The sequence below is a fragment of the Sphingomonas astaxanthinifaciens DSM 22298 genome (assembly GCF_000711715.1).
GTDB classification, from domain to species: Bacteria; Pseudomonadota; Alphaproteobacteria; order Sphingomonadales; family Sphingomonadaceae; genus Sphingomicrobium; species Sphingomicrobium astaxanthinifaciens_A.
This window is the reverse complement of sequence record NZ_JONN01000001.1, coordinates 1,658,770-1,671,682: the sequence shown is the minus strand read 5'-3', so window position 1 is coordinate 1,671,682 and position 12,913 is coordinate 1,658,770. Positions and strand designations below refer to the sequence as shown.

Genomic DNA, 12,913 nt, shown 5'->3' with positions numbered 1-12,913 from the left:
CTTCGTGAAGCGTGCTTTTGGTCGCGCGCCCTTAGCGGGAGCGCGACCAAAAGGAAAGGCGGGCCCCTCAGGCGGGGTTATACTTGGCGAGCCACTTGGCCGCTTCCTCCAGCCATTGCAGGCGATCGGACTCGAACGGAAGCTGGTGGGTGTTGCGGGGCTGCTCGACATAACGATAGTCGACGCCCTCGACCTTGCCCGAGGCCTTGAGCCGCTCGACCAGGAAGCGGGCCTGCGCGATGGGCACGCGCTGGTCCTTGGCGCCGTGGACGATCAGGATCGGCGCCCACTTCTTGTCGGTGTTGCGGGCGGGCGAGACGTCGGCCAGCCGCGAGGCCGCCGAGCCGATATATTTCGAGCCATATTCGCCGAGGTAGTTGCGATCGTAGGCGGTCATCTTGGGAATGTCGTAGACCCCCGCCCCGGCGATCGCGCAGCGGTAGAGCTCGGGGTTGCGCTGGGCGGCGCGGGCCGCGGCATAGCCGCCGTAGCTCCAGCCCATGACGCAGACACGCTTGGCGTCGGCGATGCCCTGCGCGGCGAGATAGGCGACGCTGTCGTCGAGGTCGTCCTGCATCGCCATGCCCCAGTTGCCGTCGCTCATCGCCTCCCAGGCCTTTCCGAAGCCCGACGAGCCGCGGTAGTTGGGCTGGACCACCGCATAGCCGAGCTCGGCCAGCGGCTGCGCCCAGATGTCCCAGCTCTCCTCGTCGCGCGCCCAAGGGCCGCCGTGGGGAAGCACGATCAGCGGCAGGGCCTTGGCGGGCTTGAGGCGCGGCAGGGTCAGCACCGCGTCGATGCTCTTCCCGTCGCGCGCCTTGTAGGTGATGGTCCTGACCGGATTCATCGACGCATCCTTGAGCGTCTCGTTCATCCAGCCGACCATCTTCGTCTCGCCGGTCGCGGTGTTGAACATGAAATAGCCGCCCTGCTGGTTGGGCTGGGCGACGTGGAACAGGATGTTTTTGCGGCTCTTGTCGGCCGAGACGATATCCGCCGTGCCCTTGCCGAAGCTCTCGTCGAGGACGGCCTGGATCTCCTTCATCTCTGGATCGAACCAGATGTTCTCGGCGCGATTGCGGGTGATGGTGATCCGGCCGATGCCGTTGCCCTCGCGGTTCGCGACCATTCCCGACACGTCATATTTGGGATCCGAATAGACCTTGCGGCCGAACTCCATCGTGTTGAGGTCCATCTCGTAGACCGCGTCGGTGCCCTCGTGCCGGCTCATCACCAGCGCCTTGCCCCCCGGCAGGAAGATGCGGGGGATCGGCATGGTCGAATAGCGTTCCTGCTTCTGCTTGATGATGGTCTTGAAATTGCCCTCGCCGTCGGGGCGGTAGAGCGCGGTGATCTTGCCCGTTTCATTGTCGTTCGACAGGCCAAGGCGGACATTGCCGTCGCCGTCGGCGAACCACGAGGTGACCGAGCGCTGCGGGCGCAGGATGACCTTCTGCTCGCCCGTCTGGACGTCGATCTCGACCACTTCGGGGTTGGAGATGCGCTCGGTTCCGCGACCGGCAGCGAGGCGCGCGAGGAGGATCCGCGGGCGACCCTCGCGCGAAACCCACAAGACCTCGCTGCCGCGGACGAAGGTACCGTCCCAGCCGAGCAGGGTCCGCTGCCTGGTCTTGCGATTGTAGGCGAGCACGCGCGAGCTCTCGACCCGCTGCCCGTCGAGGTCGGTCGGCGCGCTGATCCAGATCAGCAGGTTGTCGGCGTCGATCCACTGCCAGTTGTTGACCCGGACGTTGTCGAGCTTGTCGAACTCGCCGTCGCGGGCGATCACCTCGGGCTTGGCGCCCGGCTGGTCGAGCGGGATGATGGTCAGGATCTGCTCGTCGCCCTTGCGCATCTTGGCGGCGATCGCGGTCGCATCCTGGTTGAGGCGCGGCCGCTCGATCTGCGGCAGCTTGGCGAAGACCGACAGCGGCTGCTGCGGCAGCGGGGCCTTGGCCGCCGCCTGCGCCAGCGCCGCCGACCCGGTCCCCACCAGCGACACCGCCGCTCCACCCAGCAGCATCGCTGCCATCACCGACTTCACGCGCATTATCTCGTCCCCTCCACGAATCAGTGAAGCGGACGATAACTTCCCGGAAACAGGAGGAAAGTGCAGCGGCGCAACAGTGATGCGCCTAGGCTTCGACTTTCTCGCGCTTCGAACGGCGGCGGGCGAGCAGCTTGTCGATCTTGCGGCCGTCGAGGTCGACCACCTCGAACCGCCAGTTGTCGAAGTCGAAGCATTCGCCGGTCTCGGGCAGGTGCTTGAGCACCGACAGCGCGAAGCCGGCGACGGTCGAATAGTCGCGGTCGGCGCCAAGGTTGATCCCGAGCTTGTCCTCGAGGAGGTCGGCATTGGCCGAGCCTGACACGAGCCAGCTGCCGTCCTCGCGCTCGACCAGCGGTGGATCGTCGTCCTCGGCGTCATTGGCGAAGGTCCCCGCCAGTGCCGCGAGGATCGAGCCCGGGGTCACGATCCCGTCGAGATGGCCATATTCGTCATGGACCAGCGCCAGCGGCACCTCGGCCGAGCGGAGCACGGTCAGCGCGTCCATCGCGTCCATCACGTCGGGGATGACCGGCGCCTTGCGGGCCAGCGCGCGCAGGTCGAGCCCGCGCCCGTCGAGCAGGGCGTCGAGCATGTCGCGGGTCTTCACCACGCCGACGATCTTCTCCACCGAACCCTCGGCGACCGGGATCCGGCTGTGCGGGGTCTCGGCCAGCGCCGCCTTGATCTCCTCGGTGGTCGAGGAGACGTCGATCCAGTCGACCTCGGTCCGCGGGGTCATCACCTCGCGCACCGGCCGGTCGGCCAGTCGCACGATGCCCGAGATGATCGCGCGCTCGGATTCCTCGAGGACGCCCGCGGTCTGGGCCTCCGCGACCACCAGGTGCAGTTCCTCGGCGGTGACCTGGTTCTGGCTCTCGCGGCTCATGCCCAGCAGGCGGAAGATGAGCCCCGAAGTCTTGTCGAGCAGCCAGACGAAGGGCGCGGTCGCCTTGCTCAGCCACAGCATCGGCCGGGCCATCACCACGGCAATGGGTTCGGGGCTGCGCAGCGCGAACTGCTTGGGGACGAGCTCGCCGATGACGAGGCTGGCGAAGGTCGTCAGCACGATGACGAGGCCGAAGCCGACGGTGGTGGCGGTCTCGGCGTCGACTCCGAGAAGTTCGATCCGCTGCGACACCGGGGTTCCCAGCCGCGAGCCCGAGAAGGCGCCGGCGAGGATCCCGATCAGCGTGATCCCGGTCTGCACGGTCGAGAGGAAGCGGCCGGGGTCGGCGGCGAGGGTCAGCGCGACCTTGGCGCTGCTGCTGCCCGACTTGGCCATCGCCTTCAGCCGCGCCTCGCGCGCCGAGACGATCGCGAGTTCGCTCATCGACAGCACCCCGTTCAGCGCGATCAGCGCCAGAATGAGGACCAGGTCGAGCCAGGGAAAGGGGAGCAGGGTGCCGCTCATCGAGGGGTCAGCTTCTAGCCTTCATTGGAGTGGAGCGGCAAGTCGCCGATCGTTATGCACGCGGAACCATCGATGAGGCCCGCCGGTTTCCTGCCTGCAAGATTTCAACGAATGGAGTGACAAGATGAACTTTGCCAAGAAGCTGACCGTCGGCGCGATGGCCGCGTCGCTGCTGGCCACCGCGGCCTGCACCACCAACCCCGAGACCGGCAACCGCCGTCTCAGCAACACCGGGCTCGGCGCCATCCTCGGCACCGGCGCGGGCTATATCCTCGGCGACATCATCGGTGGCCGCAACAGCCGCACCGAGCAGATCATCGGCGCCGGCATCGGCGGCCTCGCGGGCGCCGCGGTCGGCCGCTACATGGACCAGCAGGAAGCCGAGCTTCGCCGCGAGACGGCCGGTACTGGCGTCGACGTCATCCGCCAGGGTGACGATCTCATCCTGCGCATGCCGAGCGGGATCACCTTTGCGTACAACCGCTACGACATCCAGCCGCAGTTCCAGTCGACCCTGAACGAGGTCGCGAACACGCTGTCGCAGTACAACCAGACCTACATCGACATCTACGGGCACACCGATTCGAGCGGGTCGGACGCCTATAACCAGACGCTGTCGGAGCGCCGGGCCGAATCGGTCGCCGGCTATCTCTCGGCGCGCGGCGTCGCGCGGGCCCGCATGGCCACCCGCGGCTTCGGCGAGACCCAGCTGCTGGTGAACCCCGAGCGGACCGAAGCCGACCGTGCGGCCAACCGCCGGGTCGAGATCAAGGTCGTTCCGTTCCGCGCGAACTAACGCCGATCGAGGAAGAAGCGGCGGAGCTGCTCGGCCGCTTCTTCCTCCCCGATTCCGCCGAGCACATCGGGCCGGTGGTGACAGGTGGGCTGGCCGAACAGGCGCGGCCCGTTCACCACCGCGCCCCCCTTCACATCTTCGGCTGCGAAGCGCAGCGCTTCGATCCGGGCGAGCGCGATCGCCCCCGCGCACATGGCGCAGGGCTCGAGGCTGACCCACAAGGTGCAATCGTCGAGCCGGCTGGTGCCGAGTGCCGCCGCCGCCGCGCGCAGCGCGACCATCTCGGCATGGGCGGTGGGGTCGTGGCCCGCGCGCATCGCGTTGCGGCCCTCGGCGACGATTGCGCCGGCCCGCGTGATCACCGCGCCCACCGGCACTTCACCCGCCTCGGCCGCCTCGGCGGCAAGGTCGAGCGCGCGGCGCATCGGCGGGGGAAGCGGGAAGCCCATGCTCCCCGCTACCCTGTCGCCTAGCGCTGCGTCGAGTCGGTGGTCTGGCCCTGCGGCTGGGCCGGGGCCGGCGCCGGCGCAGTCGCCGGGGCGGCGGCGTTGCCGCTCGGCGCGATGCGGATCTCGGGAACCTTCACCGTCCGCTCGCCGGTGCCGATCTCGACCTTGCCGGTGCTGACGTCGAAGGCCGGCGTCTGGCCGCCCTTGGCGACCACGCCATTGTGCGTGGCGTCGACTGCCGGCAGCTGCGCCGAGCGGGTCTGGTTGACGTTGATGAGACCGGTCGAGACCGCGGCAATGGCCGCGACAACCAGCAGGATGAGGATCAGAATGAGGCCCCGCATCGACGTGATACTCCTGTTCGTTTCGCCTCGGTAACGCGCCACGCGGGGGAGGGTTGCGGTTGACGGCTGAAGGCGAAGCGGTTAGGGGGCGGCGCTTTCCGGGAGCGCTCAATGCGGGTGCACCCTCGATCAATCACGGGATAGAACCAATGGCGCGCGTCTGCGAGCTGACCGGCAAGGGCCGGCAGGTGGGTAACAATGTTTCCCACGCGAACAACAAGACCAAGCGTACGTTTCTGCCGAACCTGCAGAACGTGACCCTGATCAGCGATTCGCTGGGCAAGAGCGTCAAGCTGCGCGTCTCGACCCACGGCCTGCGCTCGGTCGAGCATGTCGGCGGTCTCGACAACTGGCTGGCGAAGACCAGCGAGGACAAGCTCGGCACCGAAGCCCGCAAGCTGAAGCGCGAGCTCGCCAAGAAGGCGAAGGCCGCGGCCTGAATCGGGCGCCCCGGTCCGCCGGGGCTTCTAGCGATTTGATGAAGCGGCTCGGCGCTCGCCGGGCCGCTTTGCTGTGTCCAGCGTCAGGGCTAGCAGCAGCGTCCGTCGCCAGCCGTCATTGTCGGTGATCGCCCAGAGGCGCGTGCGCCCGTCCGCCAGCGGCTCGGCGGCCAGTCCCTCGACATTGTCGAACGGCCCCAGCGGCAGGGTGGCGAAGGCCCGCAGGCGATAGCCGGCGCCATCGGGCTCGAGCCAGGCCAGCCGGTTGCGGATTCCGCGCCATCCAAGCACGCGCTCGGCCACCAGCACGCGCCCGTCGGGCAACCGGGTCGCATCGGCGAGGCCGCCCGAACGGCCTTCGACGGCGACGGTCCGGAAGCGGCCGTCGGGGCCGAGCAGCAGCGCGATGCCGCTTTCTTCGGGCAGCATGAGCAGCCCTTCCGGCGTCATCACCATCGCCTCGACCCCGGCGTTGATGCTCCATCCAAGGTCGGGAAGGTCGGTCCACCGCGCACCTCCGGCACCGTAGCGCCACAGGCTGTGCCGGTTCTCGAAGGTCACCCAGCGCTCGCCACCGTGGAGGAGCAGCGCCTCCGAATCGCGATAGCGCCGGTAGTGCGGATCGCCCGGGCCGTCCGGCAGGTCCTCGACCATTGCGTGGCCGCCCGAGCCCGGCCGCGGCAGCGTGACGAGCCGCCCCGAATCGGTCAGCGCGAGAAGGTCGTCGCGGCCGGGCAGGACCAAAGCCGACAGGCCGGCAATCAGCGAATCATCGGCGCGGACGACCCAAGCACCGTCGAGCCGCCAGCCGGCTTCCTGCCATGAGCCGAGTGCGAGCGGCTCGAAACGCAGGCTGGCAGGGTGTCGGGGCGCCGGTTCCCGGTCGGGTCGGCGCTCGAACCGGTCGCCGCTCAGGAGCGCAAGGAAACCGAGCAGAAAAACAAACAGGATCAATAGCTTGAACATGAACAGGGGCTGCTTGACCCGTTCAGCCTCGTTCAAGCGCGAATCGCGCATAAGCCTTTCAACGGACGGGCTTTTTCCCCCTGTCGGCCCGTCCGCCCAGTTCCCTCCAGTCGCGTACTGAGGGGGGCCCGGCGACCAGTCGCGTTGTGTCGCCGGGCCCATCCCTCGCGCATCAGGCGTTGACGTCGAACAGCCCCGCGAGCTGCTCCACCAGCGCGCCGCCCAGTTGCTCCGCATCCATGATCGTCACGGCCCGCTCGTAATAGCGGGTCACGTCGTGGCCGATGCCGATGGCGGCGAGCTCGACTGGCGACTTGCTCTCGATCCAGCCGATCACCTGCCGCAGATGCTTCTCGAGATAGGCGCCGCCATTGGCGCTGGCGGTCGAATCGTCGACCGGCGCGCCGTCGCTGATCACCATCAGGATCCGCCTTTCCTCGGGCCGCGCGACCAGCCGGTTATGCGCCCACAGCAGCGCCTCTCCGTCGATATTCTCCTTCAAGAGCCCCTCGCGCATCATCAGCCCGAGGTTGCGCCGCGCGTGGCGATAAGGCTCGTCCGCGCGCTTGTAGATAATGTGGCGCAGGTCGTTGAGGCGGCCGGGCGAGGGAGGACGACCCTCGCTCAGCCACGCCTCACGGCTCTGCCCGCCCTTCCACGCACGGGTGGTGAAACCGAGAATCTCGGTCGCGACTCCGCAGCGCTCGAGCGTGCGGGCAAGGATGTCGGCGCAGATGGCGGCGATGCTGATCGGTCGCCCGCGCATCGAGCCCGAATTATCGATCAGCAGGCTGACGACCGTGTCCTTGAACTCGGTCTCGCGCTCGACCTTGTAGCTGAGCGAATGGCCCGGCGAGACGATCACGCGGGCCAGCCGGGCGGCATCGAGCAGGCCTTCCTCCTGGTCGAAGTCCCATGAACGCGCCTGCTGCGCCATCAATCGCCGCTGCAGCCGGTTGGCGAGCCGGGTCACGACCCCGCCCAAGGCGCCCATCTGGGTGTCGAGATAGGCGCGGAGGCGATTGAGCTCCTCCTCGTCGGTCAGGTCGGAGGCCTCGACCACTTCGTCGAATCGCGTGGTGAAGGCGCGATAGTCGCCGCTGAGCTCGGGCTCGTTGGGCCGGCGATTGGGCCGGGCGGCGGCGCTCGTCTCGCCCTGCTCGCCGGCCTCGGCGGGCTCGTCCTCCTGCTCCTCGCTGTCGAAGTCCTGCTCGTCTTCGTCCTGCTCTTCTTCCTGGGCGCGCTGTTCCATGTCGCCGCCGCTCGAGCCGGCGTCCTGGTCCTGGTCCTCGCTCTCGTCCTCGCCCAGCTCCTCGCCGTCCTCGTCGTCGCCGCCCTCGTCGGGCTCGTCGTCGGGACGGTCCTCGGCGGCGGCGAGGTCGAGGTCCTCGAGCAGCTTTCGGGCAAGCGCGGCGAAGGCCTGCTGGTCGTCGAGCGCGAGCGCGAGGCTGTCGAGGTCGCTGCCGCCCTTCTCTTCGATCCACTCGCGGACGAGGTCGAGCCCGCGCGCCGCGGCGTCGGGGGGCGGGGCGCCGGTCAGCCGCTCGCGGGCCAGCAGCCCGAGCGCGGTCGCCAGCGGCACTTCCTCGGCGGTGCGCGCCCGGGTGATCGCATCGCTGCGCACCCGCGCCTCGGCCAGTTCGGCGAGATTGTCGCGCACGCCCGCCATGGTCCGGGCACCGAGCGCCTCGACCCGTGCGCCTTCGAGCGCGTCGAACACGGCGCGCGCCTCGGCATCGGCCGGGGCGAGACCGAGATGCAGCTTCGAATCGTGATGACGCAGCCGGAGCGCCACCGCATCCGCCGCGCCGCGCGCTTCGGCCACCAGCCTGGGCGCCAGCCCCGCGCCCGGCGACACCACCCGCGCGAGCTTGCCGCCCTGCGCCCCGCTTTCCGAAGCGAAGGCGACCTCGACGTCCGGGTCGCGCGCGATCGCCCGCGCGGTGCCGGCCAGCACCTGGCGGAAGCGGTCGAGCGGCGTCGTCTCGGCCATCAGGCCTTGCCGGCCACGCTCTCGGGGAGATCCTTCCCGAACACCCGCTGGTACATTTCGGCGATCAGCGAGCGTTCGCTTTCGTCGCACTTGTTGAGGAACGACACGCGGAAGGCGAAGCCGACGTCGCCGAAGATGAGCGCGTTCTGCGCCCAGCTGATGACCGTACGCGGGCTCATCACGGTCGAGATGTCGCCGTTGATGAAGGCCTGGCGCGAGAGATCGGCGACCTTGACCATCTGCTCGACCGTCTTGCGGCCGTCGGGCTTGTCATATTCGCCCGACTTGGCGAGCACGATCTGCGCCTCGGTCGCGGCCGGCAGGTAGTTCAGCGTCGTGACGATGTTCCAGCGGTCGAGCTGGCCCTGATTGAGCGCCTGCGTGCCGTGATAGAGCCCGGTGGTGTCGCCGAGGCCAATGGTGTTGGTGGTGGCGAACATCCGGAAGAATGGGTTGGGCCGGATCACGCGGTTCTGGTCGAGGAGGGTCAGCTTGCCCTCGACCTCGAGCACGCGCTGGATCACGAACATGACGTCGGGACGGCCGGCATCATATTCGTCGAACACCAAGGCGACCGGATGCTGCAGCGCCCACGGCAGCAGGCCCTCGCGGAATTCGGTCACCTGCTGGCCGTTGCGAAGCACGATGGCGTCGCGGCCGATGAGGTCGATGCGGCTGATGTGCGCGTCAAGGTTGATCCGGATGCACGGCCACTTCAGCCGCGCCGCGACCTGCTCGATGTGGGTCGACTTGCCGGTCCCGTGATAGCCCTGGACCATCACCCGGCGGTTGCGGGCGAAGCCGGCGCAGATCGCCAGCGTGGTGTCGGGATCGAAGACATAAGCGGGGTCGAGGTCGGGGACGCGCTCGTCGGCCTCGGAGAAGGCCGGGACCTCCATGTCGCTGTCGATCCCGAAGGCATCGCGCACCTTCACCATCTTGTCGGGCGTGCTCAGCAGCGTTTCGCCGGTGGGCAGCGGGGTGTCGTTGGATAGGTCGGCCATGCGCGCGCTCTAGCTGGCGCCGCCCGCGGCCTCAACTGGCGCGCGTGTCAGCCTTGGGCGGCAAGGTGAACAGGGTGAGGAAACGCCGTGCCACCGCTTCGTCTCCCGCGATACCCAGCATTTCGGCCGGTGCCCCGCCATAGACGACGGCGGCGACCGACTCGGGCGGGGCGGTGACCAGCGCCGCGCGCTCGTCCGACAGGCCGCGGACAACCCGGACCCGCCCCTTGCGGACGCGGGCGGTGAAGGGCTCGCCGTTGAGGACGAACCCGACCCTCGCCTCGAACCCGCGCGCCTTCTTCTCGTCGATCATCGTCTCGAAGCTCATCATGATCGAGGCCGGGCTGAGCGGCAGCGTGGGGTCGTGACCGGGCGAGCGCGCGGCGAAGCGGCCGAGCTCCATGATCACCGTCTTGACCTCGAGGCCCCAGTCGGTCGCCTGGTAGGCGTCGCGCGCGGCGGGCGGGGGCAGGCGGACCTTGGCCAGCAGCCCGCGCCGCTCGAGCTCCTCGAGCCGCTGGCTCAGCACGTTGGCGCTGATCCCGGCAAGATCGCGGCGCAGGTCGGAGAAGCGGCGCGGCCCGTAGATGAGCTCGCGCATGATCAGCAACGTCCAGCGATCGCCGACGAGCTCGAGCCCGTGGGCGGTTCCGCAGGCATCGTCATAGACCCGTTTGGTCTCGGATCCTGCCCGGCTGGTCACTTTTTCTAACTGCACGGTTGCAATATATGACGGAAGGGCGCAGCCTTCAAGCGTTCCGAGTCGCCGGAAGGAGGGAAGCCCATGGCGCGAATGATCTTCATCAACCTGCCAGTGAAGGACCTCGAGCGGTCCAAGGCCTTTTACGAGGCCATCGGTTTTCGCAACGAGCCCAAGTTCAGCAACGAATCCGGGGCGATGATGGTGCTGAGCGACACCATCTCGGTCATGCTCCTGACCCACGACTTCTACTCGAGCTTCCACACCCGTCCGATCGGCGACACGCACAAGGAAAGCCGGGTGCTCCTCTGCTTCTCCTGCGACAGCCGCGAGGAGGTGGACCGGATCGTCGAGACCGTCGCGGCCAATGGCGGCAAGATCGACCAGTCGCCCAAGAGCGAGGCCGAGCCGGGCGGGCCGATGTACGGCCGCGATTTCGAGGACCCCGACGGCCACCAGTGGGAGCCGATGTGGATGGACCCCGCCTTCGCCGAACAGGGCGCGCATCCGGTCGAAGAAGCGGCGGGGGCCTGAGCCATGGCCCTCGTCGATACCGCCCCGATCGAGCTCACCACCTTCGGATGGGTCCCGCCCTTCGCCCGCGGCCAGGTCCGCGACCTCCGCGTCCGCTGGGCGCTGGAGGAGATCGGAGCCGACTATTGCGTCAGAACGGTCGGCCCGGTCCCGCCCGAATATTTCCGCGAGCAGCCGTTCGGCCAGGTCCCCGCCTATCGCGAGGGCGACCTCCAGCTGTTCGAGAGCGGGGCGATCGTCCAGCACGTCGGCGAGAAGGACGAGCGGCTGCTGCCGCGCGACCCTGCGCCCCGCGCCCGCGCCATCCAGTGGACCTATGCCGCGCTCAACAGCGTCGAGCCCTATGTCATGGGCTATGCGGCCCTGGGCGCCTTCTACCCCGATGAGGAATGGGCGAAGCTCCGCAAGCCCTCCGCCCGCGCGGAACTGTCCAAGCGGCTCGACCGGGTGGCCGACTGGCTCGGCGACCGCCAGTGGCTCGAAGGCGATCGCTTCACCATCGGCGACCTGATGATGGTCGCCGTGCTGCGGATCACGGGCGACGAAGGCGGTCCGGTCGCCGAGCACCCGACCCTCGACGCCTATCGTGCCCGCGGCATCGCGCGCCCGGCCTTCCAGCGCGCGCTGGCCGACCAGCTCGCGCTCTATGCCGACAAGCCCAAGGGAGAAGCCGCATGAGCTACATCGATGGATTCGTCCTGCCCCTGCACCCCGACAAGCACGACGCCTACAAGGCGATGGCCGAAACCTTCGCGCGTGAGGCCGCCCGGCTCGGCGGGATCTCGATCGAGACGCTCGGTGACGGCCTCGAACCCGGCAAGCTCACCAGCTTCCCCCAATCGGTCCATGCCGAGGAAGGCGAGAATGTCGTCTTCTCCTTCGTCATCTGGCCCGACAAGGCGACCCGCGATGCCGGCTGGGAGAAGATCATGGGCATGCCGGAGCTTCAGCCGCAGGGCGAAATGCCGTTCGACGGCAAGCGCATGTTCTGGGGCGGCTTCAATCCCCTGGTCGGACACGACGCGCTCGACGCCTTGCTCGCCGCGCACAAGGTGGAGGCCTGAGCCATGAGCTATGTCGACGGCTTCGTCATTCCGGTGAAGCTCACCGACCGCCAGGCCTTCATCGACCATGCGCGCCACATGGACGCGGTCATGATCGAGGAGGGGGCCCTCCGGATCGTCGAATGCTGGGCCGATGACGTCTCCGAGGGCAAGCAGACCGACTTCTACCGCTCGGTCGACCGACAGGAGGGCGAGACGGTCTGCTTCTCGTGGATCGAATGGCCCGACAAGGCCACCCGCGACGCCGCCTTCGCGCGGATGATGGAGAACGAGGAGATGATGAACACGCCGATGCCATTCGACGGCAAGCGCATGATCTTCGGCGGCTTCGAGCCCGTCGTCGTCCTGGAGAAGAAGCATGGCTAATCCCCCGGGCAGCTTCATCTGGTATGAGCTGATGAGCCCCGATCCCGACGGCTCGAAAGCCTTTTATGACGCGGTGGTCGGCTGGGACATCGAGCCGAAACCCGCGGGCGAGCTCGACTATCGCATGATCCGCCGCGCCCCTGGCGGCAATGCCGGCGGCGTCCTCCGGCTCGATCCCGCGATGCAGGCCAATGGCGCGCGTCCGATGTGGCTCGGCTATCTCAACGTCGACGACGTCGATGCTTCGGTCGAGGCCGGCAAGGTCGACGGCGCCAAGGTCATCATGCCGCCCTGGTCGGTTCCCGGGGTCGGCCGGATGGCGATGATCGCCGATCCGACCGGCGGCATCGTCTACCTGATGAAGCCCGAGCCACCGGCAGGGCAGGAAGACGCCACCAGTGACGTCTTCTCGGTCGACCGGCCCCAGCACATTCGCTGGAACGAGCTGACCAGTTCGGACCCGGCGCGCGCCACCGAGTTCTACAAGCGCCACTTCGGCTGGACCCAGCAAGGCTCGATGCCGATGGGCCCGGCCGGCGACTATCTCTTCGTCCAGCATGGCGGCGTGGGGATCGGCGCGATCTCGCCCCGGATGCAGCTCGAGGCGCCGGTCGCTTGGACCTACTACATCGGCGTCGACGACATCGACCGGGCGATCGCGGCGGTGAACGAGGGCGGGGGCAAGGTCCTGTGGGGCCCGCACCAGATCCCGGGCGGCGAATACAGCCTGATCGGCCTCGATCCCCAAGGTGCGACCTTCGGTCTGGTCGGCCCGCGTCACGCGTAGGAGGAAGAA

At 68.3% G+C, this 12,913-nt stretch carries 15 protein-coding genes; 7 read left to right on the top strand and 8 right to left on the bottom strand.

Annotation, left to right across the window (positions count from 1 at the left end; genetic code table 11):
- Positions 1-67 precede the first annotated feature (67 nt).
- Entirely contained in the window at positions 68-2,050 is a 1,983-nt protein-coding gene (locus BS69_RS0108660) for an alpha/beta hydrolase family protein (protein WP_029941554.1), read from the bottom strand.
- 85 nt (positions 2,051-2,135) lie between these two features.
- On the bottom strand, positions 2,136-3,461 hold the full coding sequence (locus BS69_RS0108655) for a hemolysin family protein (RefSeq protein WP_037504445.1): 1,326 nt from the start codon (positions 3,459-3,461) through the stop codon (positions 2,136-2,138).
- Positions 3,462-3,585: 124 nt separating this feature from the next.
- Here BS69_RS0108655 and BS69_RS0108650 point away from each other — a divergent pair, with 124 nt between their 5' ends.
- A complete protein-coding gene (locus tag BS69_RS0108650; protein ID WP_029941552.1) occupies positions 3,586-4,257 on the top strand; it encodes a YiaD family glycine zipper/OmpA-like lipoprotein in 672 nt (223 codons plus the stop codon).
- On the opposite strand, the gene BS69_RS0108645 is transcribed toward BS69_RS0108650, so the two are convergent.
- Positions 4,254-4,706, bottom strand: coding sequence for a nucleoside deaminase (locus BS69_RS0108645; protein WP_029941551.1), 453 nt, complete (start codon positions 4,704-4,706; stop codon positions 4,254-4,256). The genes BS69_RS0108650 and BS69_RS0108645 overlap by 4 nt on opposite strands.
- Before the next feature lie 20 nt (positions 4,707-4,726).
- The gene (locus tag BS69_RS14475; protein ID WP_051676650.1) at positions 4,727-5,050 is read right to left on the bottom strand and encodes a hypothetical protein; all 324 of its coding nucleotides are present in this window, start codon (positions 5,048-5,050) and stop codon (positions 4,727-4,729) included.
- Positions 5,051-5,199: 149 nt separating this feature from the next.
- On the opposite strand from BS69_RS14475, the gene rpmB reads away from it, so the two are divergent.
- Positions 5,200-5,490, top strand: a complete 291-nt coding sequence (gene rpmB / locus BS69_RS0108635; RefSeq protein WP_029941549.1) for a 50S ribosomal protein L28 — start codon at positions 5,200-5,202, stop codon at positions 5,488-5,490.
- A gap of 27 nt (positions 5,491-5,517) precedes the next feature.
- On the opposite strand, the gene BS69_RS0108630 is transcribed toward rpmB, so the two are convergent.
- The 4 genes from BS69_RS0108630 to BS69_RS0108615 all read right to left on the bottom strand — a co-directional run bounded on the left by BS69_RS0108630 (position 5,518) and on the right by BS69_RS0108615 (position 10,156).
- The gene (locus BS69_RS0108630) at positions 5,518-6,456 is read right to left on the bottom strand and encodes an esterase-like activity of phytase family protein (protein ID WP_169738078.1); all 939 of its coding nucleotides are present in this window, start codon (positions 6,454-6,456) and stop codon (positions 5,518-5,520) included.
- A 172-nt stretch (positions 6,457-6,628) separates the two neighbouring features.
- Positions 6,629-8,449, bottom strand: a complete 1,821-nt coding sequence (cobT, locus tag BS69_RS0108625; RefSeq protein ID WP_029941547.1) for a cobaltochelatase subunit CobT — start codon at positions 8,447-8,449, stop codon at positions 6,629-6,631.
- The gene (gene cobS / locus BS69_RS0108620) at positions 8,449-9,453 is read right to left on the bottom strand and encodes a cobaltochelatase subunit CobS (RefSeq protein WP_029941546.1); all 1,005 of its coding nucleotides are present in this window, start codon (positions 9,451-9,453) and stop codon (positions 8,449-8,451) included. The genes cobT and cobS overlap by 1 nt, the downstream gene beginning before the upstream one ends.
- Positions 9,454-9,484: 31 nt before the next feature.
- Complete coding sequence (locus tag BS69_RS0108615; RefSeq protein ID WP_245605130.1) at positions 9,485-10,156, bottom strand: winged helix-turn-helix transcriptional regulator; 672 nt, start codon at positions 10,154-10,156, stop codon at positions 9,485-9,487.
- An 81-nt stretch (positions 10,157-10,237) separates the two neighbouring features.
- Here BS69_RS0108615 and BS69_RS0108610 point away from each other — a divergent pair, with 81 nt between their 5' ends.
- The 5 genes from BS69_RS0108610 to BS69_RS0108590 are packed head-to-tail and all read left to right on the top strand — an operon-like array spanning position 10,238 to position 12,904.
- Positions 10,238-10,687, top strand: a complete 450-nt coding sequence (locus BS69_RS0108610) for a VOC family protein (protein ID WP_029941544.1) — start codon at positions 10,238-10,240, stop codon at positions 10,685-10,687.
- Between the two features lie 3 nt (positions 10,688-10,690).
- On the top strand, positions 10,691-11,365 hold the full coding sequence (locus BS69_RS0108605) for a glutathione S-transferase family protein (protein ID WP_029941543.1): 675 nt from the start codon (positions 10,691-10,693) through the stop codon (positions 11,363-11,365).
- Positions 11,362-11,751, top strand: a complete 390-nt coding sequence (locus BS69_RS0108600; RefSeq protein ID WP_051676649.1) for a DUF1428 domain-containing protein — start codon at positions 11,362-11,364, stop codon at positions 11,749-11,751. Before BS69_RS0108605 ends, BS69_RS0108600 begins: the two co-directional genes overlap by 4 nt.
- A 3-nt stretch (positions 11,752-11,754) precedes the next feature.
- Positions 11,755-12,117 (top strand): DUF1428 domain-containing protein, encoded by a 363-nt coding sequence (locus tag BS69_RS0108595; RefSeq protein ID WP_029941541.1) that lies wholly within the window; start codon positions 11,755-11,757, stop codon positions 12,115-12,117.
- The gene (locus BS69_RS0108590) at positions 12,110-12,904 is read left to right on the top strand and encodes a VOC family protein (RefSeq protein WP_029941540.1); all 795 of its coding nucleotides are present in this window, start codon (positions 12,110-12,112) and stop codon (positions 12,902-12,904) included. The genes BS69_RS0108595 and BS69_RS0108590 overlap by 8 nt, the downstream gene beginning before the upstream one ends.
- The last annotated feature ends 9 nt before the right edge of the window (positions 12,905-12,913 follow it).

What these genes read in the sequence shown, in the direction of transcription:
- BS69_RS0108660 (WP_029941554.1), bottom strand. Translation starts at nt 2,050, where the DNA reads ATGCGCGTGAAGTCGGTGATGGCAGCGATGCTGCTGGGTGGAGCGGCG.
- BS69_RS0108655 (WP_037504445.1), bottom strand. Translation starts at nt 3,461, where the DNA reads ATGAGCGGCACCCTGCTCCCCTTTCCCTGGCTCGACCTGGTCCTCATT.
- BS69_RS0108650 (WP_029941552.1), top strand. Translation starts at nt 3,586, where the DNA reads ATGAACTTTGCCAAGAAGCTGACCGTCGGCGCGATGGCCGCGTCGCTG.
- BS69_RS0108645 (WP_029941551.1), bottom strand. Translation starts at nt 4,706, where the DNA reads ATGGGCTTCCCGCTTCCCCCGCCGATGCGCCGCGCGCTCGACCTTGCC.
- BS69_RS14475 (WP_051676650.1), bottom strand. Translation starts at nt 5,050, where the DNA reads ATGCGGGGCCTCATTCTGATCCTCATCCTGCTGGTTGTCGCGGCCATT.
- rpmB (WP_029941549.1), top strand. Translation starts at nt 5,200, where the DNA reads ATGGCGCGCGTCTGCGAGCTGACCGGCAAGGGCCGGCAGGTGGGTAAC.
- BS69_RS0108630 (WP_169738078.1), bottom strand. Translation starts at nt 6,456, where the DNA reads ATGTTCAAGCTATTGATCCTGTTTGTTTTTCTGCTCGGTTTCCTTGCG.
- cobT (WP_029941547.1), bottom strand. Translation starts at nt 8,449, where the DNA reads ATGGCCGAGACGACGCCGCTCGACCGCTTCCGCCAGGTGCTGGCCGGC.
- cobS (WP_029941546.1), bottom strand. Translation starts at nt 9,453, where the DNA reads ATGGCCGACCTATCCAACGACACCCCGCTGCCCACCGGCGAAACGCTG.
- BS69_RS0108610 (WP_029941544.1), top strand. Translation starts at nt 10,238, where the DNA reads ATGGCGCGAATGATCTTCATCAACCTGCCAGTGAAGGACCTCGAGCGG.
- BS69_RS0108605 (WP_029941543.1), top strand. Translation starts at nt 10,691, where the DNA reads ATGGCCCTCGTCGATACCGCCCCGATCGAGCTCACCACCTTCGGATGG.
- BS69_RS0108600 (WP_051676649.1), top strand. Translation starts at nt 11,362, where the DNA reads ATGAGCTACATCGATGGATTCGTCCTGCCCCTGCACCCCGACAAGCAC.
- BS69_RS0108595 (WP_029941541.1), top strand. Translation starts at nt 11,755, where the DNA reads ATGAGCTATGTCGACGGCTTCGTCATTCCGGTGAAGCTCACCGACCGC.
- BS69_RS0108590 (WP_029941540.1), top strand. Translation starts at nt 12,110, where the DNA reads ATGGCTAATCCCCCGGGCAGCTTCATCTGGTATGAGCTGATGAGCCCC.